Consider the following 22362-nt stretch of genomic DNA (forward strand, 5'->3'; position numbering starts at 1 on the left):
TCAGGCCGCGCCGGGCGGTGATTAGTCGCCGAGTGTCGCCACCATGACCGCTTTAATGGTGTGCATGCGGTTTTCAGCTTCGTCGAAGACGATAGAGTTCGCGGATTCGAACACCTCTTCAGTCACCTCCAGCCCTTTCAGGCCGTAGGCCATTTCGATTTCGCGACCCATTTTGGTGTGCTCGTTATGGAAGGCCGGCAGGCAGTGCATGAACTTCACGTTCGGATTGCCGGTCGCTTTCAGTACCGCAGTGTTGATCTGATAGGGCTTCATCAGGCTGACGCGCTCAGCCCAGGCTTCTTTCGGCTCGCCCATCGACACCCAGACGTCGGTATAGAGGAAATCTGCGCCGTGAACGCCTTCATTGACGTCGTCGGTCAAGGTGATGCGCGCGCCAGTTTGTTTGGCGATAGCGCGGCACTGCTCAACCAGTCCGGATTCTGGCCAGAACGATTTCGGCGCGACCAGACGGATATCCATGCCCATTTTTGCTGCGCCGACCATCAGCGAGTTGCCCATGTTGTTGCGTGCGTCACCGAGGTACGCAAAGCTCAGCTCCGGCAGCGTTTTGCCTGGTGCGTGCTCCAGCATGGTCATCAGGTCGGCGAGGATTTGCGTCGGGTGGAACTCGTCGGTCAGCCCGTTCCAGACCGGTACGCCCGCGAATTCACCCAGCTCTTCGACAATTTGCTGGCCGTAGCCGCGATATTCGATGCCGTCGTACATCCGGCCCAGCACGCGGGCGGTGTCTTTCATCGACTCTTTATGCCCAATCTGCGAGCCGCTTGGGCCGAGATAGGTCACCTGTGCGCCCTGATCGAATGCGCCGACTTCAAATGCGCAGCGGGTGCGAGTGGAGGTTTTTTCGAAGATCAGCGCGATGTTTTTGCCCTTTAAGGTTTGCTTTTCGCGACCCGCTTTTTTTGCGGCTTTCAGTTCGATGGCGAGATCGATCAGGTACTGAATTTCTGCCGGGGTGTAGTCCAGCAGTTTAAGGAAATTGCGATTTTTCAGGTTAATGGTCATGGGTGGATCCTTTTTAAATGTGTGCGGTTTGATGCCCTCACCCCGGCCCTCTCCCACAGGGAGAGGGAGAAAACGGCTTCTCTCACTGAGTGGGAGGTGAAAACGTCCTCACTCACACTGTCATGTAGACATAGGGAATTAATTCCCTCTCCCTGTGGGAGAGGGTTAGGGTGAGGGGAAAATGTGCCTCAGTGGCAAATCAACGTGCCTTTATCCCCGGCCAGAATTGCCGCGCCGTCGGCCAGCGCACCGATTCCGGCGATGCCTCTGCACGTCTCGACAAACTCACGGCAGGCGGCGACTTTTGGCCCCATCGAACCGGCGTCGAAATGCATATTTCTGAGCACCTCCGGCGTCACCTGCGCCAGAGGGCGCTGTGTCGGTTTGCCCCAGTCGAGATACACCGCATCGGCGTCCGTCAGGATCAGCAGCGCATCGGCCTCAATCTGGCGAGCCAATAGCGCGGCGGAGAGATCTTTGTCGATCACCGCTTCGATACCGTGGTAGCCGTTGGCGTTTTCCACCACCGGCACGCCGCCACCGCCGTTACAAATCACCAGGTGATCGCGCGCTATCAGCGCCGTAATGGCCTCTTTTTCGACGATCCGTTTGGGCTGCGGAGAAGGCACTACGCGACGGAAGTACGTCCCGTCAGCCTTAAATTCCCAGCCTTTTTCAGCACCTAACGTCCTGGCTTGTTCCTCGCTATACACCGGGCCGATGTATTTCGTCGGATTGCGAAATGCAGGATCGGCGGGGTCAACTTCAACCTGGGTAAGCAGGACGCTCACTTCACGCTGCGGCAGGTTATTTTTGAGCGCTTGCTGGAGCATGTAGCCGATCATCCCCTGGCTTTCGGCCCCGAGAATGTCGAGCGGATAGGGTGCGACGTTGGTGTAGGCACTGTTCTGTAAAGCCAGCAGCCCGACCTGCGGCCCGTTGCCGTGCACCAGCACCACGCGCCACTGTTCCGTCAGTCCGGCAATGGTGCGGGCGGCTAGCTCAATATTTTGGCGCTGGATATCGGCTTCGAGCGGCTCACCGCGTTTCAACAGTGCGTTGCCGCCTAGCGCCACGACCAGAGTGGGTTTTCTTTCCATGATGATTCCCTTAAATTCCGTCTCGTTCTAATGGACAGCTCATGCAGCGCGCGCCGCCGCGACCGCGTCCCAGCTCGTCGCCCGGGATTGGCAGCACGGTAATGCCCGCTTTGTCGTATTTTTCGTTGGTCCAGATGTTGCGCTCGTAGCCAATCACCACGCCGGGGCGGATGGTTAGCACGTTGTTAGCGTCGTTCCACTGTTCACGTTCGGCTTCAAACGCGTCGCCGCCGGTAGTGATCAGGCGTACCTGATTGATACCAAGGGCTTTTTCGATGGCGTGCAGCAGATCGGTTTCCTGCGTACGCAGCAGGCCGCCGCGCCCATCGGGCGTGAGGGTCCAGCACTGGGCGTCTTTGCGCACCACTTCCGGATAAACGGAGAATGTGTCGACATCAATGTGGGTCATGACGGTGTCGAGATGCATACAGGAGCGGTGTTTTGGCAGCTCAACGGCAATCACGCGTTCTGCCTGGCGATGCGTAAACAGGCTTTGCGCCAGGAATTCAACGCCCTGCGGCGTGGTTCGTTCCGACAGGCCAATTAATACCGCGCCGCGACCAATCACTAATACGTCGCCGCCTTCCAGGGTGGCGTGATCGTAATTAATATTTTCATCGCCGAAATACTTAATGAAATCGCCATCGGCGAAAGCAGGATGCCAGCGATATATTGCGCGCAGGTTATTCGTTTCACGCTGGCGGGCCGGTTTTGCCATCGGGTTAATAGAAACGCCGTTATAAATCCAGCACGATGTATCGCGGGTAAATAAATGGTTTGGCAACGGCTTCATAATAAAATCATTAGCCGTGTGGGTATCGACAACCATATTTTTAATAAAGGCCGGAATTTCGCCGTAGGTCAATCCGCCGCTTAAACGACGCGCCAGTTCGCGATGCGGCATATCCGCCAGCCAGCCGCGAACGTCATTGGCAAAGGTGGGCCCGAGGCGATAATCAGAGATTTGGGTATCCAGCAGCCAGGCTTTGGCGTCTGCAATATCAAGCGTTTGGGTGAGCAAGTCGGTTAACAGCAGGACTTCCACACCCTGATCGCGCAGCGTGTTTGCGAAAATATCATGCTCTTCACCCGCCCGCTCAACGGATAATACGTCATCGAATAAGAGTTCCTGACAATTCGACGGCGTTAAGCGTTTCAGACTTAAATTTGGGCGATGCAGCATAACGCTACGCAATTGACCGATTTCAGAACCGACGTAATGCTTTTCCATGATTATTCCTTTAACTGTTTTTTCAGAATAAAAAGGGCTGTGCTATGAATCTGGGTTTATTTCATAGCCCTCTAAGCTCAATTGTTTTCACGGCTTATAGTAGGCGGCTTGAAATTATAGAATGTGATACTGCTCACGCCGGATCGGGTAATAAGAGGTTTGTTTTCTATTGCATGATTCGCATCAGATAATGATTAGTTAGTCATTATCTTAAGATGAATGGCTAAGCGTTATTAACACTCGTTATGTGTGTTTGTTATTATTTTGTTGGTTGTAGGAAATATCGAATATATTATATGTTGTTGATTTTATTTGGTTAATTTTATCGAGCGGAATAGGTATGCAAAAAGGCGCATTAACTATTACAAACTTAACGGGAATCACTAAATAATTATTTATTTTTAGAGCAAACTTTCAAAGTAGTAAAGTGTGAACTGGAAGTGGGTTTTAAGATTACATACTATTAATCAATGGATTAGAAGCTTACCGAAATGACGTCACGCTCATGTTATGCATAATCCCTGCATAAATGTGGGAAATGCATTAACAGCGGCTTAACACATTTCCCGATAAACATGCGCTGTCGCAAGGATGACGCAAAAAGGTGTGGTATGGCAGTGGGAATTCTCGTATAAAAGATTAAAATGAAACATTGTTTTATATTGAGGGTTAAATCATGATCGTGGGTAATATTCACAACTTACAGTCCTGGCTGCCGGAAGAGCTGCGTCAGGCTATTGAACACGTCAAAGCGCATGTCACCGACGCGACAACGCCAGGTAAGCATGATATCGACGGTAACAATCTGTTTTACCTGGTCTCTGAAGATATGACCCAGCCGTTTGCAGAGCGCCGTGCGGAGTATCACGCGCGTTATCTGGATATCCAGATCGTGTTGAAAGGTCAGGAAGGGATGACCTTCAGTACCCTGCCGCACGGTACGCCGGACACTGACTGGCTGGCAGATAAGGACATTGCCTTCCTGCCAGAAGGCGAGCAGGAAAAAACCGTCGTATTAAATGAAGGTGATTTTGTGGTGTTCTATCCGGGCGAAGTTCACAAGCCGCTGTGCGCCGTGGGTGCGCCTGCGCAAGTGCGTAAAGTCGTCGTGAAGATGCTGATGGGCTAACTATTTTGGCCCGGCGCTTCCTGGCAGCCGGGCCTTGAACGTTACCGCGTTGTTACATCATTTCGTGATCCAGTCTAAAATTTCACCTCTTCCTGCGCTTTCCCGGTTTACCTCTTCCTTTATCACGTCATAGTATGAGGGATAAATTAATGAACGCTGTTCTATAATGTAGAACAAAATGCTTCAGTAAGGAGATCTCATGCAGCAGACCGTGCAGTTTTCGGGGATTATTCCGCCTGTCTCCACCATCTTCACCGCCGATGGGCAGTTTGATAAACAGGGCACCGCCGCGCTCGTCGATGACATGATTCGCGCAGGCGTTGATGGCCTGTTCTTTTTAGGCAGCGGGGGAGAGTTCTCGCAGCTAAACGCCGAAGAGCGTAAAGCGATCGCCCAATTTGCTATTGATCACGTAAACCGTCGTGTGCCCGTTCTGATTGGGACCGGCGGCACCAATGCCAGGGAAACCATTGAACTCAGCCAGCATGCCCAGCAAGCAGGGGCAGACGGAATCGTTGTCATTAATCCGTACTACTGGAAAGTCTCCGAACACAATCTGATTCACTATTTCCAGCAGGTGGCAGACAGCATGACGCTGCCGGTGATCCTGTATAACTTCCCGGCGCTCACCGGCCAGGATCTGTCTCCGACGCTGGTCAAAACGCTGGCAGATTCTCGCCGCAATATCGTGGGTATCAAAGACACCATTGATTCTGTTGCCCATCTGCGCAGTATGATCCTGGCGGTGAAGTCGGCTCACCCGCACTTCACCGTGCTGTGCGGTTACGACGATCATCTGTTCAATACCCTGCTGTTGGGCGGAGATGGCGCGATATCGGCCAGCGGCAATTTTGCGCCGCAGGTTTCAGTGAAATTGCATCAGGCGTTCCGCGATGGCGATCTGGCTCAGGCCGCACATTTTCACCAGACTCTGCTGCAAATTCCGCAGATGTATCAGCTGGACACACCCTTTGTGAACGTCATTAAAGAAGCGATTGTGCTGTGCGGACGTCCGGTTTCCACGCACGTATTACCGCCTGCCCGGCCGCTGGATGACGCTCGCAAAATGCAGCTCAAATCGCTGTTACAACAGCTCAAGCTCTGCTGAGGCGCAAGAATACGATGTCGATAGAAACGATTTTTACGCCGCAAAGTGACGCCTTTTATTCCGTCACCACTCATGCGGCTGGGCCGCAGGGGGCGCTGCCGTTGACACCGCAGATGCTGATGGAATCACCCAGTGGCAATCTGTTTGGCATGACGCAAAACGCGGGTATGGGTTGGGATGCGAATAAACTCACCGGTAAAGAGGTGCTGATTATTGGCACGCAGGGGGGTATCCGCGCCGGAGATGGCCGCCCGGTCGCGTTGGGTTATCACACGGGGCACTGGGAAATAGGCCTGCAAATGCAGGCGGCAGCAAAAGAGATTACTCGCCACGGTGGGATCCCGTTTGCCGCGTTTGTCAGCGATCCCTGTGATGGGCGTTCCCAGGGGACGCACGGGATGTTTGATTCTCTGCCGTATCGCAACGATGCGGCCATCGTGTTTCGGCGTCTGATTCGTTCGCTGCCGACACGCCGCGCCGTGATTGGGGTTGCCACCTGCGATAAAGGCCTGCCAGCGACCATGATCGCCCTGGCCTCAATGCACCATCTGCCGACCATTCTGGTGCCTGGTGGGGCCACGCTGCCGCCCACCTTTGGTGAAGATGCCGGAAAAGTACAAACCATCGGGGCGCGCTACGCCAATGATGAGCTTTCCCTGCAGGAGGCCGCCGAGTTGGGTTGTCGCGCCTGTGCCTCGCCGGGTGGCGGCTGTCAGTTTCTGGGAACGGCGGGGACGTCGCAGGTGGTGGCAGAAGCACTCGGTCTGGCGTTACTGCATTCTGCGCTGGCTCCGTCAGGGCAGGATGTGTGGCTGGAAATCTCGCGACAATCTGCCCGGGCGGTCTTTGAACTGGATAATCGGGGCATTACCACGCGCGATATCCTGACCGACAAAGCCATTGAAAACGCGATGGTTATCCACGCCGCGTTTGGCGGTTCCACCAATTTACTGCTGCATATCCCGGCGATCGCACATGCGGCGGGCTGCACGCTGCCGGACGTTGAGCACTGGACGCGTATTAATCGCAAAGTGCCACGGTTGGTCAGCGTGTTGCCAAACGGACCGGATTATCACCCGACGGTGCGCGCTTTCCTGGCGGGCGGTGTGCCAGAGGTGATGCTTCACCTGCGCGCGCTCGGCCTGTTGCATGAAGATGCCATGACCGTCACCGGTCAGACGGTGGGGGAAAATCTTGACTGGTGGCAGGCATCGGAGCGGCGTGCGAGATTCCGCCAGTGTCTGCGCGATCAGGACGGCGTCGATCCGGATGATGTGATTTTGCCGCCCGCGCGCGCCAAAGCCAGAGGGTTAACCTCGACGGTGGCGTTCCCGGTGGGCAATATCGCCCCAGAAGGCACGGTTATAAAAGCCACGGCGATCGATCCCTCGGTGGTCGGTGAGGACGGTGTTTATCGTCATACCGGCCGGGCACGGGTGTTTGTCTCTGAAGCACGGGCGATTAAAGCCATCAAAAACGGTGAAATCGAACAGGGGGACATTATGGTGGTCGTCGGCGGCGGGCCGTCCGGGACCGGTATGGAAGAGACCTATCAGCTGACATCGGCCTTAAAGCATGTGTCGTGGGGGAAATCGGTCTCTCTTATCACCGATGCGCGCTTCTCCGGCGTCTCCACTGGCGCGTGTTTTGGCCACGTGGCGCCCGAAGCGCTGGCCGGAGGACCGATTGGTAAGCTCCGCGATGATGACATTATCGAGATCGTTGTTGACCGCCTGTCACTCACGGGCAGCGTGAATTTCATCGGCACACGACACGCGCTACTAACGCCTGACGAGGGGGCGGCGGAACTGGCGGGTCGTCAGCCACATCCCGAACTGCATGCTCATGATTTTCTGCCCGACGATACCCGTTTATGGGCAGCCTTACAGTCGGTGAGTGGCGGGACATGGAAAGGGTGTATTTATGATACGGATAAAATTATTGAGGTTATTAACGCCGGCAAAAAAGCGCTCGGATTGTAATTATTAAATATTAATGCGTCTGCGAAAATTATTTCGCGGACGATTTTACTACGCCATTAATATATCAAATGGTAGAAACCATAATTTCATAACTCATTAAAATAAAAAGTAAAACTATATTTAAATTTCAAAATTATAACGACGCTAATCACAAAAGCAAAATATCATAATTCATAAATAAGAAATGAACATTGCGGGTAAAACGATCATCTCATTACACTTTGTTAACACTAAAATGTGAAATCAGCACACGAACAAAGGGTGTATTCCTGACGATGCACCAGGCGATAAATTTGCCTGGACCAGGTCCCTGACGTCTGCACCGTTCCACTCTCTGCGTTGGGGATCAATATGCAATTAACCATGAAAGACAAGATTGGCTACGGGTTGGGTGATACCGCCTGCGGCTTCGTCTGGCAGGCGACAATGTTCCTGCTCGCCTATTTCTATACCGATGTTTTTGGCTTATCCGCAGGCATCATGGGCACGCTGTTTTTAGTGTCTCGCGTGCTGGATGCCGTCACCGATCCGTTAATGGGGCTTTTGGTCGACCGCACCCGGACGCGTCACGGGCAGTTCCGCCCATTCTTGCTGTGGGGAGCCATCCCGTTTGGCATCGTGTGTATGCTCACCTTTTACACCCCGGATTTCTCGGCCAACGGCAAAATCATTTACGCCTGCGTGACCTACATCCTGCTGACGCTGGTCTACACCTTCGTTAACGTGCCTTACTGCGCGATGCCTGGGGTGATCACTGCCGATCCGAAAGAGCGCCATGCCCTTCAGTCGTGGCGTTTCTTCCTGGCGGCGGCGGGATCGCTGGCTATCAGCGGCGTTGCTTTGCCGCTGGTTGGGATCATCGGTAAAGGCAATGAACAGCTGGGCTATTTTGGCGCGATGTGCGTGCTGGGGCTGAGCGGCGTGGTGCTGTTGTATGTCTGTTTCTTCACCACCAAAGAGCGCTATACCTTTGAGGTACAGCCGGGGGCATCGGTCTCGAAAGACCTCAAACTGCTGTTCGGAAACACCCAGTGGCGCATCATGTGCGCATTCAAAATGATGGCAACCTGTTCTAACGTCGTGCGCGGCGGGGCCACGCTCTATTTCGTCAAATACGTGATGGATCATCCTGAAATGGCGACGCAATTCCTGCTCTACGGCAGCATTGCCACCATGTTTGGATCGCTCTGTTCTTCCCGACTGTTGGGCCGCTTTGATCGCGTGAAAGCGTTCAAGTGGATTATCGTGGTTTATTCACTGATTAGCCTGCTGATTTTCTTCACCCCAGCCGAAAACATGGCACTGATTTTTGCCCTTAATATTGTGTTCCTGTTCGTCTTTAACACCACCACGCCGCTGCAATGGCTGATGGCGTCGGACGTGGTCGATTACGAAGAGAGTCGCAGCGGACGCCGCCTGGACGGGCTCGTGTTCTCAACCTATCTCTTCAGCCTGAAAATTGGCCTGGCGATTGGCGGGGCGGTAGTGGGCTGGATTCTGGCCTGGGTGAACTACTCCGCCAGCAGCAGCGTGCAGCCGGTTGAAGTCTTAACCACCATCAAAATTCTCTTCTGCGTGGTTCCGGTGGTGCTCTACGTCGGCATGTTCATCATGCTTTCACTCTATAAGCTGTCCGATGCGTGCGTGGAAGCGATCAGTCAGCAGTTGCTCAAGCATCGTGCGGCGCAGGGTGAGGATATCCCGGCGGCGGCGACAGCGGCATCACATTAAGAAGGACGCAAAATGTACACTCTGACTAACCCGATTTTGACCGGCTTTAACCCGGACCCCTCGATGTGCCGCCAGGGAGAGGATTACTACATCGCCACATCCACATTTGAGTGGTTTCCTGGCGTGCGAATTTATCACTCACGTGATTTGAAAAACTGGTCGCTGGTCAGTACGCCGCTGGATCGCGTGTCGATGCTAGATATTAAAGGCAATCCGGACTCCGGTGGAATTTGGGCACCCTGTCTGACCTATGCTGACGGGCAGTTCTGGCTGCTCTACACGGACGTTAAAATTGTCGATTCGCCGTGGAAAAATGGCCGCAATTTTTTAGTGACCGCACCGTCCATCGAAGGGCCATGGAGCGAGCCGATCCCGATGGGCAATGGCGGGTTCGACCCGTCGATGTATCACGACGATGATGGCCGCAAATATTATATTTATCGTCCCTGGGGGCCGCGCCACCACAGTAATCCGCACAATACCATCGTCATGCAGGAGTACTTCCCGCAGACGCAGCGACTCTCGCCGGAACGTAAAACTCTCTTTACCGGTACGCCGCTGTGCTACACCGAAGGGGCGCATGTTTATCGCAAAGACGGCTGGTACTATTTGCTGGTGGCCGAGGGTGGAACGAGCTATGAACACGCCGTGGTCGTCCTGCGGGCGAAAACGCTGGAAGGCCCGTATGAATTACACCCTGATGTGACGATGATGACCAGCTGGCATCTGCCTGAAAACCCACTGCAAAAGAGTGGGCACGGGTCATTACTGGAGACGCATACCGGCGAGTGGTATATGGCGTATCTCACCAGTCGTCCGCAGCGTTTGCCGGGAATTCCACTGCTCGCCTCCGGTGGGCGGGGCTACTGCGTGCTAGGACGTGAAACCGGAATTGCACGTATCACGTGGCGCGACGGATGGCCGTATGTCGAAGGCGGGAAGCATGCGCAGTTGACCGTCCCGGGGCCACAAATGACGGAGAGTCATGTCATCGCGCAGTCCAACTGGCGTGACGATTTTGACGCCGACGCGCTCGACCCTGAACTTCAGACGCTGCGCATTCCTTTCGACAGTACCCTCGGGTCCTTGAGCGCGCGCCCCGGTTTTCTGCGCCTGCACGGCAACGATTCGCTTAACTCAACGTTTACGCAGTCTACCGTGGCGCGTCGCTGGCAACACTTTTCCTTCCGCGCGGAGACGCGCATGGAGTTTGCTCCGCAGCACTTCCAGCAGAGCGCGGGGATCACCTGCTACTACAACACCAAAAACTGGAGTTATTGCTTCGTTGATTATGAGGAAGGGCTGGGGCGAACGCTGAAGGTGATCCAGCTTGACCATAACGTACCGTCGTGGCCACTTCACGAGCAGCCGATTCCCGTTCCGGAGCATGCCCAGAGCGTGTGGCTTCGTGTGGACGTCGATCGGCTGGCGTATCGCTACAGCTACTCGTTTGACGGTGAGACGTGGCAGACTATCCCGATCGTTTATGAGGCGTGGAAATTATCGGATGATTATATTGGCGGACGCGGGTTCTTTACGGGGGCGTTTGTGGGCCTGCACTGCGAGGATATCAGTGGTGATGGCTGTTACGCCGATTTCGATTACTTCAGCTACACGCCGGTAGCTGAGTAATCACCCCTCAGGCCGGGTAGCCCAGCGCTCGTGAGAGCTGTAGCCCGGCCTCTTCCAGCTGAAGCCGAAAACGCGTCAGTTCGTTATCGTCCACGCGGGAGGTCAGCGTTGACAGACTCAGCGCGGCAATCACGCGCGATTCATGATTCCACACCGGCACCGACACGCAACGCACGCCTTGCTCATTCTCTTCGCTGTCGAGGGCGTAACCCTGCGCGCGCGTTTGCGCCAGCGCGGACAGAAGATCCTCGCGAGAAGTAATGGTCGCGGGAGTGAACGTGGTGTACTGATACCCCTCCAGCAGCGGATTTAGTTCTGCGTCATCCAGCCAGGCGATCAGCACCTTTCCGATGGCGGTGGCATGCACCGGCAGGCGGCGGCCAATGCGCGAATAGGCAATCGCGGCGAGCTTTCCCTCGATCTTCTCGATGTAAACGCCTTCCCGCCCGTCAAGAATACCCAGATGGGTTGTTTGCCCGGTATCACGGGACAGCGCGGTCAGCCAGCTTTTTGCCTTCTGACGGATATCCATCGACCCCACCACAAAATGGCCGCGCTCGACCAGCTTCATGCCGAGGCGATATTTGCCGTTTTCGGGATTCTGATCGATATAGCCATGAAGTTGCAGCGTTTTGAGGAGTGAATGGAGGGTGCTTTTGCTCAGCCCCATCAGTTTGCTGATGTCGGTGATCTTAAGCTCCGTGGCCTGCTCGTTAAACAGGTCAAGGATCTGCAATGCACGTTCAACAGACTGAATGATAGGCATAATGGCGGTTTGTCCACGCTGAAGTTAAGGCGAAAACGTACCCTTTTTACGCTGAAAAATCAATCGACTGCTCACCCTCTCCGCGTGGGAGAGGGCCAGGAAAAGAGTATCAGAACGCCGAAAATTTACTTGCCGAGCGTCGCAACCATAACGGCTTTGATGGTGTGCATGCGGTTTTCCGCCTGATCAAAAACGATGCTGGCTGCGGATTCGAACACGTCGTCCGTCACTTCCATGCCGCCATGCAGGTCGAACTCTTTTGCCATCTGCTTGCCGAGCGCGGTTTGATCGTCGTGGAATGCGGGCAGACAGTGCAGAAATTTCACGTTCGGATTATCCGTCAGCGCCATCATCTCGCTATTCACCTGATAGCCGCGCAGCAGCGCGATACGCTCCGCCCATTTCTCTTTTGGCTCGCCCATCGACACCCACACGTCGGTATAGATGAAATCTGCGCCTTTCACGCCCGCCGCGACATCTTCTGTTAGCGTGATTTTTCCGCCGTTCTGCAACGCCTGTGCGCTGCACTCCGCCACCAGACTCTCTTCCGGCCAGCAGGCTTTTGGTGCGACCAGACGCAGATCCAACCCAACCAGCGCCGCCGCCTCCATCATCGAGTTGCCCATGTTGTTGCGCGCATCGCCCGCATACACCAGCGTCATCTCATTGAACGATTTACCCGGGAGATGCTCTTGCATGGTCAGCAGGTCCGCCAGCAGCTGCGTGGGATGAAACTCGTTTGTCAGGCCATTCCACACCGGCACGCCCGCGAATTGCGCCAGCGTTTCGACAACGTCCTGACCGTGACCGCGATACTGAATACCGTCATACATGCGGCCAAGCACACGTGCAGTATCTTTAATTGATTCTTTATGCCCAATCTGGCTACCGCTCGGCCCGAGATACGTGACGCGAGCGCCCTGGTCAAATGCGGCAACTTCGAAAGAGCATCGTGTGCGAGTTGAGTCTTTTTCGAAGATGAGCGCGATATTTTTGCCAGTAAGCTTTTGTACTTCCATGCCATTTTTTTTGTCGGCTTTAAGTTGGGCGGCAAGCGACAGTAGGGAATTGATTTGTGCAGGGGTAAAGTCGAGCAGTTTCAGGAAGTGTTTTTTATACAGTTCAGACATTTTATCCTCACATGGCAAAGGCCACTTATTGAATTAAAATTCACTTTATATGTATGAATATTCATTTGCAACCCTGTTTCACAAATCTTTCTTACATTAGGTGGAGGCAAACACATCCGTGTGTGAAAATAGAAGTATCTGCCGAACTTTAAAGAGGAACGAGCCATGGCAAACCCAGAACTGCTGGAAGAGCAACGCGAAGAGACGCGCCTGATCATTGAAGAGCTGCTGGAAGACGGCAGCGATCCGGACGCGCTGTATACCATCGAGCACCATTTCTCTGCAGATGACTTTGAATCGCTGGAGAAGCTGGCAGTAGAAGCGTTCAAAATGGGTTACGAAGTGACCGAGCCAGAAGAGCTGGAAGTGGAAGAGGGCGAAACCGTCATCTGCTGCGATATCCTGAGCGAAGGCGCGCTGAAAGCGGAACTTATCGACGCGCAGGTAGAACAGCTGATGGATCTGGCTGATAAATTCGAAGTGGAATACGACGGCTGGGGAACGTACTACGAAGATCCTAATGGTGAAGACGGCGACGACGAAGATGATGAAGATAGCATCGACGAAGACGACGACGGCGTACGTCACTAAGTGTTAATAGCGGCAGCTCCGGCTGCCGCATCAGGAACCACAATGGATTACCCGCAGATTCTCTCCCCTGTTCTGAACTTCCTCCAGTGCCCGACTCCGCAAGCGTGGATTAATAAAGCCCGCGATCCTGCCAATTTACCGCTGCTGCTTACTGACCACATGGTGTGCGAACTCAAGGCTGCGCAGACTGCGCTCCTGCTGGTGCGTAAATACGTTGCCGATAAAAGTGGTGCGGATGCGTTGCTCGACTGGCTCAAGCCCTACGAAGCGTTCACCTTCCGCGACGGGCCGGAACCTGATTTTGTTGCTCTGCATAAGCAGATTGGCAAAAGCGTGATGCCAAAAACCGACGACCCGTGGGGGCAGGCGCTTATCGACAGCATGGTTCTGTTAATAAAAGAAGAGCTGCATCATTTTTGGCAGGTGCGTGAGGCGATGCTGACGCGCAACATTCCCTACGTCAAAATCACGGCCAGCCGCTACGCCAAAGGCATGTTGAAAGAGGTGCGCACTCACGAACCGCTGACGCTTATCGATAAACTGATCTGCGGTGCTTATATAGAAGCACGCTCTTGCGAACGCTTCGCCGCACTGGCGCCGTGCCTGGATGACGACCTGCAAAAGTTTTATTTGTCGCTATTGCGCTCGGAAGCGCGTCATTATCAGGACTATCTGACACTTGCCCAACAGGTGAGCGACAACGATATCTCTTCACGGATACAGATTTTTGGCGAAATAGAAGCCACACTTATCTCGACACCGGACAACGAATTTCGCTTTCATAGCGGCGTGCCGGTGTAACCCGTCACTGCAAAAAGGATGCGAGATGAGAAGAACGTGGAAACCTATTGTTGCCGTCGCTGTACTGGCCGCCGCAGTGGCCTTCTGGGTCTATTACGACAAACAGCGTCTGCAGCACACCCCTGAATATCGCCTTGATACCACACTCAATAGCATGCCCGCGTGGCAAGTACTGAAAGAGCAGGACCCTGCTTTTCAGGAACGAATTCGCGCTCAGATCCTGGCGATGCAAAAAGAGGGCGATTCCGAGCAACATATTATCGACGTGATCCAACCGCAAATCCTGCGCCTGCAGATGTCGCGGCTGCAAAACGCGCCGGACGCCAACGTGGTGGATTACATGCGTGCGAATATGGAACAGACCGCTGCTATTCAGAAGGTGAGTGACGATGCCTGTTTCCGCTTTCTTTATCCTGATGTGAAAGGCGGCATCAATCCGCTACGGGTGCTGGATAAACCGATGATGCAGCGTCGTATGCAGGCCGACGCTGACATGATGCGCGCCGCGTATGGAAAGAATAAACATACCGTGACGCCGCAGGAGCGTGAAACGGCCGTTGCCGATGTGCGACCGATCATGAAAGCGCTGGCCGCGAAATACGGCGAGGATATCCAGCTGTTGCAGACCCCTGATAAAGCGGCGGGTAAAGAGAAGGTGTCGTGCGATATGGTGCAAGAGATGTGGGCGAAGGTGCTGAAACTGCCCGAGAGCCACGCCGCAGGCGTGATTCGGCTCGCGGTTTCGGAACTGGAATAGGCGTTACGCTGGTTTTTTCGACACTTAGCACAGGTTTAGCGCGCTGCCGCTTGCAAGGCGGCGCGTGACAGGTATAATCCACAACGTTTCCGCATCATCCCCTTCAGTGCCGAAGTGGCGAAATCGGTAGACGCAGTTGATTCAAAATCAACCGTAGAAATACGTGCCGGTTCGAGTCCGGCCTTCGGCACCATCGGAACATCAATAGACGTCAACGGACGTCTTTTTTTGTGCCTGAAATCCAGTATCCGCATGGCTTTCCTCGCTTTTTCACTCAACCTAAGTCAACCTGATTCAATCTACATCAACTTACTGATGCGGGTACAACTGCGGGTATATCCCGGTTCGATAATGTTTGTACCCACACAGAACCCTTGAAAGGATACTCATCATGGCTCTGAGTGATGTGAAGGTTCGTTCGGCTAAGCCTGAAGCAAAAGCCTATAAACTAACTGACGGTGAAGGCATGGTTTTGCTGGTTCACCCTAACGGTTCCAAATATTGGCGTCTTCGTTATCGCTTCGGCGGTAAAGAGAAGATGCTAGCGCTGGGGAAATATCCCGAAGTCTCGCTGGCGGATGCCAGGGCACGCAGGGATGAGGCCCGTAAGCTATTAGCTAATGACGTCGATCCCAGTGAGAACAAGAAAGCCGTTAAGGTAGAGCAGGAGCAAGAGGCAATAACGTTTGAAGTGGTCGCCAGAGACTGGCATGCCGGCAATCAGAAGTGGTCTACATCGCACAGTGCCCGTGTTTTGAAAAGCCTTGAAGATAATCTCTTTGCTGCTATCGGTAAGCGGAACATTGCGGAACTGAAGACACGAGATTTGCTTGTACCCATTAAGGCTGTGGAATCATCCGGACGACTCGAAGTCGCCGCCCGTTTACAACAGCGAACTACCGCGATTATGCGCTTTGCCGTTCAGAGTGGCTTAATCGACTACAACCCCGCGCAAGAGATTGCCGGTGCGGTTGCTACGGCGAAAAGACAGCATCGTGCTGCTCTGGAACTTAATCGCATTCCTGAATTGCTTCACCGCATCGATCACTATTCTGGCAGGCCGTTAACCCGACTGGCGGTTGAACTCACTTTGTTGGTTTTCATCCGTTCAAGCGAGCTGCGTTTTGCCCGTTGGACAGAAGTGGATTTTGAAACGGCTATGTGGACGATTCCGGGCGAGCGTGAACCGCTGGAAGGCGTTAAACACTCTCAGCGTGGCTCAAAGATGAAGACGCCGCATCTTGTTCCCTTATCTCGACAAGCTCTCGCCATTCTGGAAAAGATCAAAAGCATGAGTGGAAACCGCGAATTGATTTTCGTTGGTGATCACGATCCGCGTAAGCCGATGAGTGAAAACACGGTTAACAAATCGCTACGAGTCATGGGCTATGATACGAAAGTTGAAGTCTGCGGGCATGGCTTTAGGACGATGGCGTGTAGTTCGTTGATTGAGTCGGGGCTATGGTCGAAGGATGCGGTAGAGCGGCAGATGAGTCATCAGGAACGTAACTCTGTGCGTGCGGCTTACATTCATAAGGCTGAGCATCTGGGGGAGCGGAGGCTAATGGTGCAGTGGTGGGCGGATTATCTGGATGCGAATCGGGAGAAGGGAGTGAGTCCATTTAATTTCGGAAGAGTGAGCGATATTGCACGCTAATGTTCGGTTGAAGGTGAGTATTACCTATCCGTAATCAAAAAAAGATTTGATATGTGCGCCAACAAGGCACCATTCGTGCTACGCACGGCAAATACTTGGTTCAGTGAAGTGCTTTTGTTAACGAAAAAAAGTTTATCTTAGGCACTTATTTCATCTTAATTCTGATTTACGTTTTGAGACCTATGTGGAGAGAAAATGCGTGACGCTTAGACAAAACAGAGCTAAATTCGCTTATATCTAAATAAAATTTATACAAATGAGTCACATAATATATGCCTAAAGAATCAGACCCAATCATCATTGACCTATTTCAACCTGATTTCTCATATGCAGACTCGTTGCTGCAAAGGGATGCGCTTAATAGCCTGAAGAACTTAGTTGCTGAACGGATCCAAGAATTAGAGAATCTCGATGAAGCAGAAGAGGATGCATCGGATTTATTTTACCGTAGGTTTCACCGAGCAGTTCTGATTGAGGGGGGGCGAGGGAGTGGTAAAACAACCTTTTTGTTAAAATCTCTCAAAGAGATGAAGTTGGAAAAAGGTTCCCATTTATGCATCTTGCAAATGATTGATCCCACTTTGATTGAAACCAAGGATCATATCATCCTAGTAATTCTGCAGATGATTGACGCGGCGGTTGATTCTGCAGGTTATGATGGGCACATGCTCAACGAACTGAATCAGGCTCGTGAAGCTTTAGCTGATGGACTGGCCTTGCTTGATGGGATCGGCCCTAAAGAACCTTATGGAAATGAATGGGAGGATTCTGTTTGGGTCATGAGTGAAGGTCTAAGGAAAGCGAAAAAAGGGCGATTATTCGAACAGAAGTTCAACTTTTATATAAAATGTGCACTGAAAGCTCTCAAGAAGAAAGCGTTCGTTCTTGCTTTCGATGATGTGGATACCAATTTCAAACGCGGGCACATGATTCTTGAGACGATCCGCAAGTATTTAACATCGCCATATCTATTTCTAATACTGTCAGGTGATCTTGATCTTTATGGCAGACTTGTACGGAAAGATATTTATGCAACATTTGGCTCAGACGTAATGAAACATGATGGGGAAATTATCCCTATAGGGAAAAATAGTCTCTCTAATGCAACAATTGAGCTCGAAGAACAATACCTTTTGAAAGTTCTGCCACCGCAGTACCGAATCCCAATGCTACCGTTAGGTGCGCTAAGAGACCCGGTAGAAATTCGTTCAGTCGAAAATGCAGAAAGTAAAAGTCTAGAAAACTGGGTATCGGAAAAAATTAGAATTCAGCTTCGTGAAAGGGAGAACGGACAGCGTCATCCTTTCTTGAATGTGATTTTTGCTGAGCATCTGAGACTTGTACTGGGGTATATGCGCGCGTTGCAGAATGCAGTTGATGATACGACAGTTAGTCGCAGAAAAGTCCTACAAGTTTTTGATGCTAGGTTGCGAGCTGCTGGGATAACTGATCTATTTCTACAGCGCGGTATGTTTAATCGAACCCTACGCACAATTTTTGAGTGGTTTTGCGAGCGAGATGAACCTTCAGCTCTAATCATGTTTAGAAATCAGGAAACATCAGAAGAGACTGTGGCTCTACATTGTTTATCACTTACGTTGGCGGATGGACTTAAGGATGGAAGTGCTGTCCTAAAAGCTCTATTCACCCTTGCCCTACCAGCAGCCATGACGAAGCAGGGGGAGCTTAATGGTACAGAGGGCCATAGGAAAATGCTGGATTTCTTGTGGTGGCCAGGTAAAGTCTCACTCTTGGATGTTGCAGCTCGTATAACATCTATAAGTAGAAGCAGTGAAACTCGTGGGCGTTTACGAGCAAGCGTATTTGGGTCTGTGGGATTGGCTAAAAATGGTAGTTTTAGTTCTCAGCAACCTGCAATTGTTCGAATTTATGGTATTCCTAATCCGAAAGATGCTCGAGCACTTACTTTTGAAGAGTTAAAAGTACAATGTAACAAAACTATCAAAGGACAAATTGCTACTAATTTAGCTTGGCTTGAAATCTTAGAAAATACAGATCAGAAAGATCTCAATCCTACTCAAAACGTATCTTGGTTCACCATAGATAAATTATTGGAAGAAGACCGCTGCGGTTCTTTTGGATCGTTGCTAAATATGATCTCTTTTCGCCATTTTAATTCCAGTAATGAAATTCAGTATTCCATCTCTGCTCTGTCGCTTTTTGCTGCAATAGGGGAATTGCTTGAGCTAACATCTGTAACAAATGACGATCTTGTAAAGCTATCTTTGGAAGATATCATTCCTAATTTCGGTCAGAGCAATAGGCAAAAGACGGACGATGAAATTATTGAGGAGAACTCAGAAGAAGATGATGCCATTCCTGTAAGGGGAGGAAGCGATCAAAGCGTTAACACCATGGAAGATGACACAGCTAGTTACAGTAACTTCCTCGCTAGTCTAAATGAATGGCTTAATTTTTCCCATGAATTTAAAGATAAGACCACTCTATCTCCATCGATGCTTGGCGCAATTGCCAATCGGCTACATGATGACTTGCAGGATCTTGATGAGGTATGGAGGATAGGAAAAGTAATTATGACTGGGCAGATCCTGCATCGTCAAATCTCCAGTATTTTAAATGCTGTTGTAACGGTGACCGCAGAGCTTTCAGGACGTAAGGAGAGCCCTAAATCCTCAGATGCTCCATTTGGACGAGCATTAAAACGTACTCAAGCAGAAATGCTACACCCATTAGCGGCTGTCATACTCTCATGTCCACTGGTTTGGGCTTTCCTCAATCCCAAAGGAACATTCGAACAAAGTGCAGGTAGCAGTGAAAATCTACGAGATACTGTATGTGCAACATTGACTACCTGGCAGAAGGCTCTCCCGGGATCAACACATCAAACTGTAGTTCGAAATTTTGAAAAATGGATGAGAGCGCCTAAAGTGACTGTGAAAATTGGTAGGGTTTTGAGTAATCCTGCCAGCCAACGGGTTGTTATCATTGATGGTTTTTTTGATTTGCTTAATGTAGTGCCCCGCTATGCATAAGAGAGCAAATAAGGTAAAAAATGATTATAGATAACGCAAATGAGACCTTTGAGGCACAAGAGCTGGTCATTTATGCAAAGGCGCTTTTTCGAAATCATGAATTTCTGCGTCAGCTAGATCAGTCTTTCAATGGTAATTCACTTAGGTTAAAGCATAAGCTGTTTAGTTCGGCTAAATCGCGTGAGCTTTCTGACGCTTTTAATCGAGGATGCTTCCTTGAAATGCGTCGGCTGTCTCCGAAGGCAACTGATGAAGCGATTGAAAATAGACTCACGCGGTTGTCGAGAAAGTTAAAAAGTGAAAGCGCCTTAGGTACTACTAGTAAAGATTCGTACTATGATTTTGTTGACCTACTACCCACACTGCTTCGCTCCTTAGCAGAGATTTTTCTTTGTGAGGGAAATGATGGTTCAATACGCATACGCAGCCGATTTCTTGAACTATGGCAAGATCTCATATTGGTTGTACCCCCATTACTTATCTCATGCTCATGGATGACATCTCGCCTTTTAGCTGACGGTGATTTGAATCCTCCACCCGACCGGCAGAAAAAAGTTGCCCTCCGTTTGGCGAGTTGGTTATGTGATTCAACTTTGCCAGTCGATGATAATCCCTTTCTGGATTATATCTGTCGTACGCACGGATTAGACGAAGTGCATATGCATTTAAATGGTACAACTGAAGCAGAGAAAATTTGGTGCGATGCATTGAGACGCCCTGACAAGGTTCTCGACCAACTATTAAAAACCAAGCTTAAGGATTCAGGGATACGGATACCTATCGGTAATGGCATTAGTCGCCTGTTCCAACAAGAAGATAGCCAACTAACACCCCAATTATTACGCCGAAGAGTTGATATTGCTATTTTCCTAAAGACAGGACTGCTTAATTCGAGTTTAGGAAAAAACGCTTTTCGAATAAAAATGACTGTTATCGATGAAGAAATTCCTGTTGCAGTACAATTTAGAAAGTCTAGCAATTCTATTCTTTCTCGTGGTGCGTATCATTCAGCATCTTGCGTGGTAAGAGAAGCATGGCAGCTTTGTCAAATTTATGCTTTATTCTCACTTCAACGTGCAAAATTGGAAGATGGTCTGAGTCTTTGGCACTATTCTCTCTTACGTTCACAGTTCTGCCGATTACTAGTACAGCAGAATGAACAGATAGGATTCGATCAATTTCAATACATCACCCAGAATGAGTTGCGTGAAAGCTCTGAAAAAGACTATGCCGAGCGATTTCGCCAGATTGAACGTGGGCATCAGCAAGGGATTGCTTATGTCGAGGGGCGCTTTGCTCCAAAATCTTCCCCAGATAAAACGGCTGCTCTTCTTACTAGAATTTTGCGCGGTTATCTATTGTTCCTCAAAGAGAATGCCCTTGGTGAAACTCCTTTGAACAGAGCTAAAGACTCTAATCGTTCGCTTCATGAACTCGTGAATAGTATTAGGGATTTAGAAGAAGGATTGCGGAAACAAGAAAATGCCTCTACTAACATAACAATCACTATGCAACCAACACTTAGGCGCCTTCGTTTTGGATTGGTTGCTCATTTCATCAAGAAGCAAGACGCGCGTGAACAATTCCAGTTTTTTAATGAGGAGGTACGCCCCCCGTGCCGGAATAGTAAAGTACGTCAAGAGACTGATCAGGCGGCTCGTGCACTTGTAAAGGTATTAAAAAACACCCCAGGTTTGAAGGAATTAATTCGAGGCATCGATGCGGCAAGTAATGAACGCCACTCCTCACCAGAAGTTTTTGCTCCGGCCTTTAGAAGAATGCATGCTGCGGGAATAAAGCGATTTACCTATCATGCAGGTGAAGATTTTATACATGTTGCCTCCGGTCTAAGGGCTATGTTCGAAGCAATAATATTTCTTGGACTTGATGCTGGATGCAGAATTGGTCATGGCACTGCATCAGGTCTTGAGATAGAAGATTGGTGGAAATCAGTCGGGCCGTACATTATTATGCCATTAGAAGATCGTTTAGATGACTTAATTTTCACGAGACACATGCTTTTATCATGCCGCATACATCTGCAACAGATTCCATTAATAGACTCTGAAATTTTACGTTTGGCACATTATATTTGGGAAGATCCTAAAGTAATGCCTGATGATTTAGCGCGAGCGTGGCTCTTGAGAGAGCTAGATCCATTAGCACAGAAAAGTAACTTAAATGATGTGGAGCCAAGGCGCCGTGCTGAAGCTTTTCTGTTTGAAAAAGCTAGGCGTGATTATCCGTTCGCTCATGAACTTTTTCTGAGGCGCCATGGTCATGGAGCTAAATCTGTTCAGCTGAGGCGTTCTCAAGAAGACATTGTAATTGCTAGAGAAAGTGACATTCTGAATAACGATTTACTTCGTAGCTTACAGAATTATGTACTCTCCGAGCTGAGGCAGCGGCAAATAGCAATTGAAACACTTCCAAGTAGTAATATTCGTATAAGCATCCATAATAACTATGGCAATCATCACGCTCAAAATTGGTTGCATCCTGACTCTAATGAACCTACTTGCTTCACCATCGGTTCAGACGACCCTGGCATCTTCGCAACTAGTTTACGCATGGAGTATGCGCATTTCCTTCGACCTTTACAGCTACAAAGTTCTCAAAAAAATGGAATTGAGAGGCCTGATTTATTACTTGAAAAAATTTGTTTGGATGCTAAAAAATTTCGTTTCTGAGTCTAGCACTCTGACGC

The 22362-nt window shown here is 50.8% G+C and carries 17 protein-coding genes and 1 tRNA gene; 12 read left to right on the top strand and 6 right to left on the bottom strand.

Translation table 11 applies throughout. The features are described 5' to 3' along the window. Window positions 1-21 precede the first annotated feature (21 nt). The 3 genes from argF (AC0LWE_RS16900) to arcA form a co-directional block, all read right to left on the bottom strand. On the bottom strand, window positions 22-1026 hold the full coding sequence (argF, locus tag AC0LWE_RS16900) for an ornithine carbamoyltransferase (protein WP_174342676.1): 1005 nt from the start codon (window positions 1024-1026) through the stop codon (window positions 22-24). Window positions 1027-1214: 188 nt separating this feature from the next. Beyond that, window positions 1215-2126: a carbamate kinase gene (arcC, locus tag AC0LWE_RS16905; RefSeq protein WP_219347120.1), complete on the bottom strand. Its 912-nt coding sequence runs from the start codon at window positions 2124-2126 to the stop codon at window positions 1215-1217. Window positions 2127-2136: 10 nt separating this feature from the next. Further along, window positions 2137-3357 carry an arginine deiminase gene (gene arcA / locus AC0LWE_RS16910; protein WP_219347119.1) on the bottom strand — a complete coding sequence of 407 codons (1221 nt, stop codon included), beginning with the start codon at window positions 3355-3357 and terminating at the stop codon, window positions 2137-2139. 676 nt (window positions 3358-4033) lie between these two features. On the opposite strand from arcA, the gene AC0LWE_RS16915 reads away from it, so the two are divergent. The 5 genes from AC0LWE_RS16915 to AC0LWE_RS16935 all read left to right on the top strand — a co-directional run bounded on the left by AC0LWE_RS16915 (window position 4034) and on the right by AC0LWE_RS16935 (window position 10939). After that, on the top strand, window positions 4034-4486 hold the full coding sequence (locus AC0LWE_RS16915) for a YhcH/YjgK/YiaL family protein (protein WP_219347118.1): 453 nt from the start codon (window positions 4034-4036) through the stop codon (window positions 4484-4486). A gap of 199 nt (window positions 4487-4685) precedes the next feature. After that, on the top strand, window positions 4686-5594 hold the full coding sequence (locus AC0LWE_RS16920; protein ID WP_202668001.1) for a dihydrodipicolinate synthase family protein: 909 nt from the start codon (window positions 4686-4688) through the stop codon (window positions 5592-5594). Window positions 5595-5608: 14 nt separating this feature from the next. Beyond that, on the top strand, window positions 5609-7576 hold the full coding sequence (locus AC0LWE_RS16925) for a YjhG/YagF family D-xylonate dehydratase (protein ID WP_219347117.1): 1968 nt from the start codon (window positions 5609-5611) through the stop codon (window positions 7574-7576). A gap of 351 nt (window positions 7577-7927) precedes the next feature. Beyond that, complete coding sequence (locus tag AC0LWE_RS16930) at window positions 7928-9307, top strand: MFS transporter (RefSeq protein WP_219347116.1); 1380 nt, start codon at window positions 7928-7930, stop codon at window positions 9305-9307. A 12-nt stretch (window positions 9308-9319) separates the two neighbouring features. Then, complete coding sequence (locus AC0LWE_RS16935) at window positions 9320-10939, top strand: glycoside hydrolase family 43 protein (RefSeq protein ID WP_219347115.1); 1620 nt, start codon at window positions 9320-9322, stop codon at window positions 10937-10939. Between the two features lie 7 nt (window positions 10940-10946). On the opposite strand, the gene AC0LWE_RS16940 is transcribed toward AC0LWE_RS16935, so the two are convergent. The 3 genes from AC0LWE_RS16940 to argL all read right to left on the bottom strand — a co-directional run bounded on the left by AC0LWE_RS16940 (window position 10947) and on the right by argL (window position 13101). Continuing rightward, window positions 10947-11705: an IclR family transcriptional regulator gene (locus tag AC0LWE_RS16940; RefSeq protein WP_202667997.1), complete on the bottom strand. Its 759-nt coding sequence runs from the start codon at window positions 11703-11705 to the stop codon at window positions 10947-10949. A 125-nt stretch (window positions 11706-11830) separates the two neighbouring features. Beyond that, window positions 11831-12835: an ornithine carbamoyltransferase gene (argF, locus tag AC0LWE_RS16945; protein WP_202667996.1), complete on the bottom strand. Its 1005-nt coding sequence runs from the start codon at window positions 12833-12835 to the stop codon at window positions 11831-11833. Further along, on the bottom strand, window positions 12805-13101 hold the full coding sequence (gene argL, locus AC0LWE_RS16950) for a putative translational regulatory protein ArgL (protein ID WP_410199990.1): 297 nt from the start codon (window positions 13099-13101) through the stop codon (window positions 12805-12807). The genes argF (AC0LWE_RS16945) and argL overlap by 31 nt, the downstream gene beginning before the upstream one ends. On the opposite strand from argL, the gene rraB reads away from it, so the two are divergent. The 7 genes from rraB to AC0LWE_RS16985 all read left to right on the top strand — a co-directional run bounded on the left by rraB (window position 13001) and on the right by AC0LWE_RS16985 (window position 22345). After that, complete coding sequence (gene rraB, locus AC0LWE_RS16955) at window positions 13001-13426, top strand: ribonuclease E inhibitor RraB (protein ID WP_012015873.1); 426 nt, start codon at window positions 13001-13003, stop codon at window positions 13424-13426. The genes argL and rraB overlap by 101 nt on opposite strands. Before the next feature lie 42 nt (window positions 13427-13468). Continuing rightward, a complete protein-coding gene (gene miaE, locus AC0LWE_RS16960; protein WP_219347114.1) occupies window positions 13469-14227 on the top strand; it encodes a tRNA isopentenyl-2-thiomethyl-A-37 hydroxylase MiaE in 759 nt (252 codons plus the stop codon). A 25-nt stretch (window positions 14228-14252) separates the two neighbouring features. Next, on the top strand, window positions 14253-14984 hold the full coding sequence (locus tag AC0LWE_RS16965; protein WP_059180010.1) for a hypothetical protein: 732 nt from the start codon (window positions 14253-14255) through the stop codon (window positions 14982-14984). Between the two features lie 108 nt (window positions 14985-15092). After that, window positions 15093-15177 (top strand) — tRNA-Leu (locus AC0LWE_RS16970). A 198-nt stretch (window positions 15178-15375) separates the two neighbouring features. Further along, complete coding sequence (locus tag AC0LWE_RS16975) at window positions 15376-16641, top strand: tyrosine-type recombinase/integrase (protein ID WP_474265886.1); 1266 nt, start codon at window positions 15376-15378, stop codon at window positions 16639-16641. Window positions 16642-16913: 272 nt separating this feature from the next. Further along, on the top strand, window positions 16914-19655 hold the full coding sequence (locus tag AC0LWE_RS16980) for a hypothetical protein (RefSeq protein WP_474265888.1): 2742 nt from the start codon (window positions 16914-16916) through the stop codon (window positions 19653-19655). Window positions 19656-19675: 20 nt separating this feature from the next. Next, window positions 19676-22345 (top strand): hypothetical protein, encoded by a 2670-nt coding sequence (locus AC0LWE_RS16985; RefSeq protein ID WP_474265890.1) that lies wholly within the window; start codon window positions 19676-19678, stop codon window positions 22343-22345. Window positions 22346-22362 lie beyond the last annotated feature (17 nt).

Source organism: Lelliottia sp. RD5 (assembly GCF_056032945.1).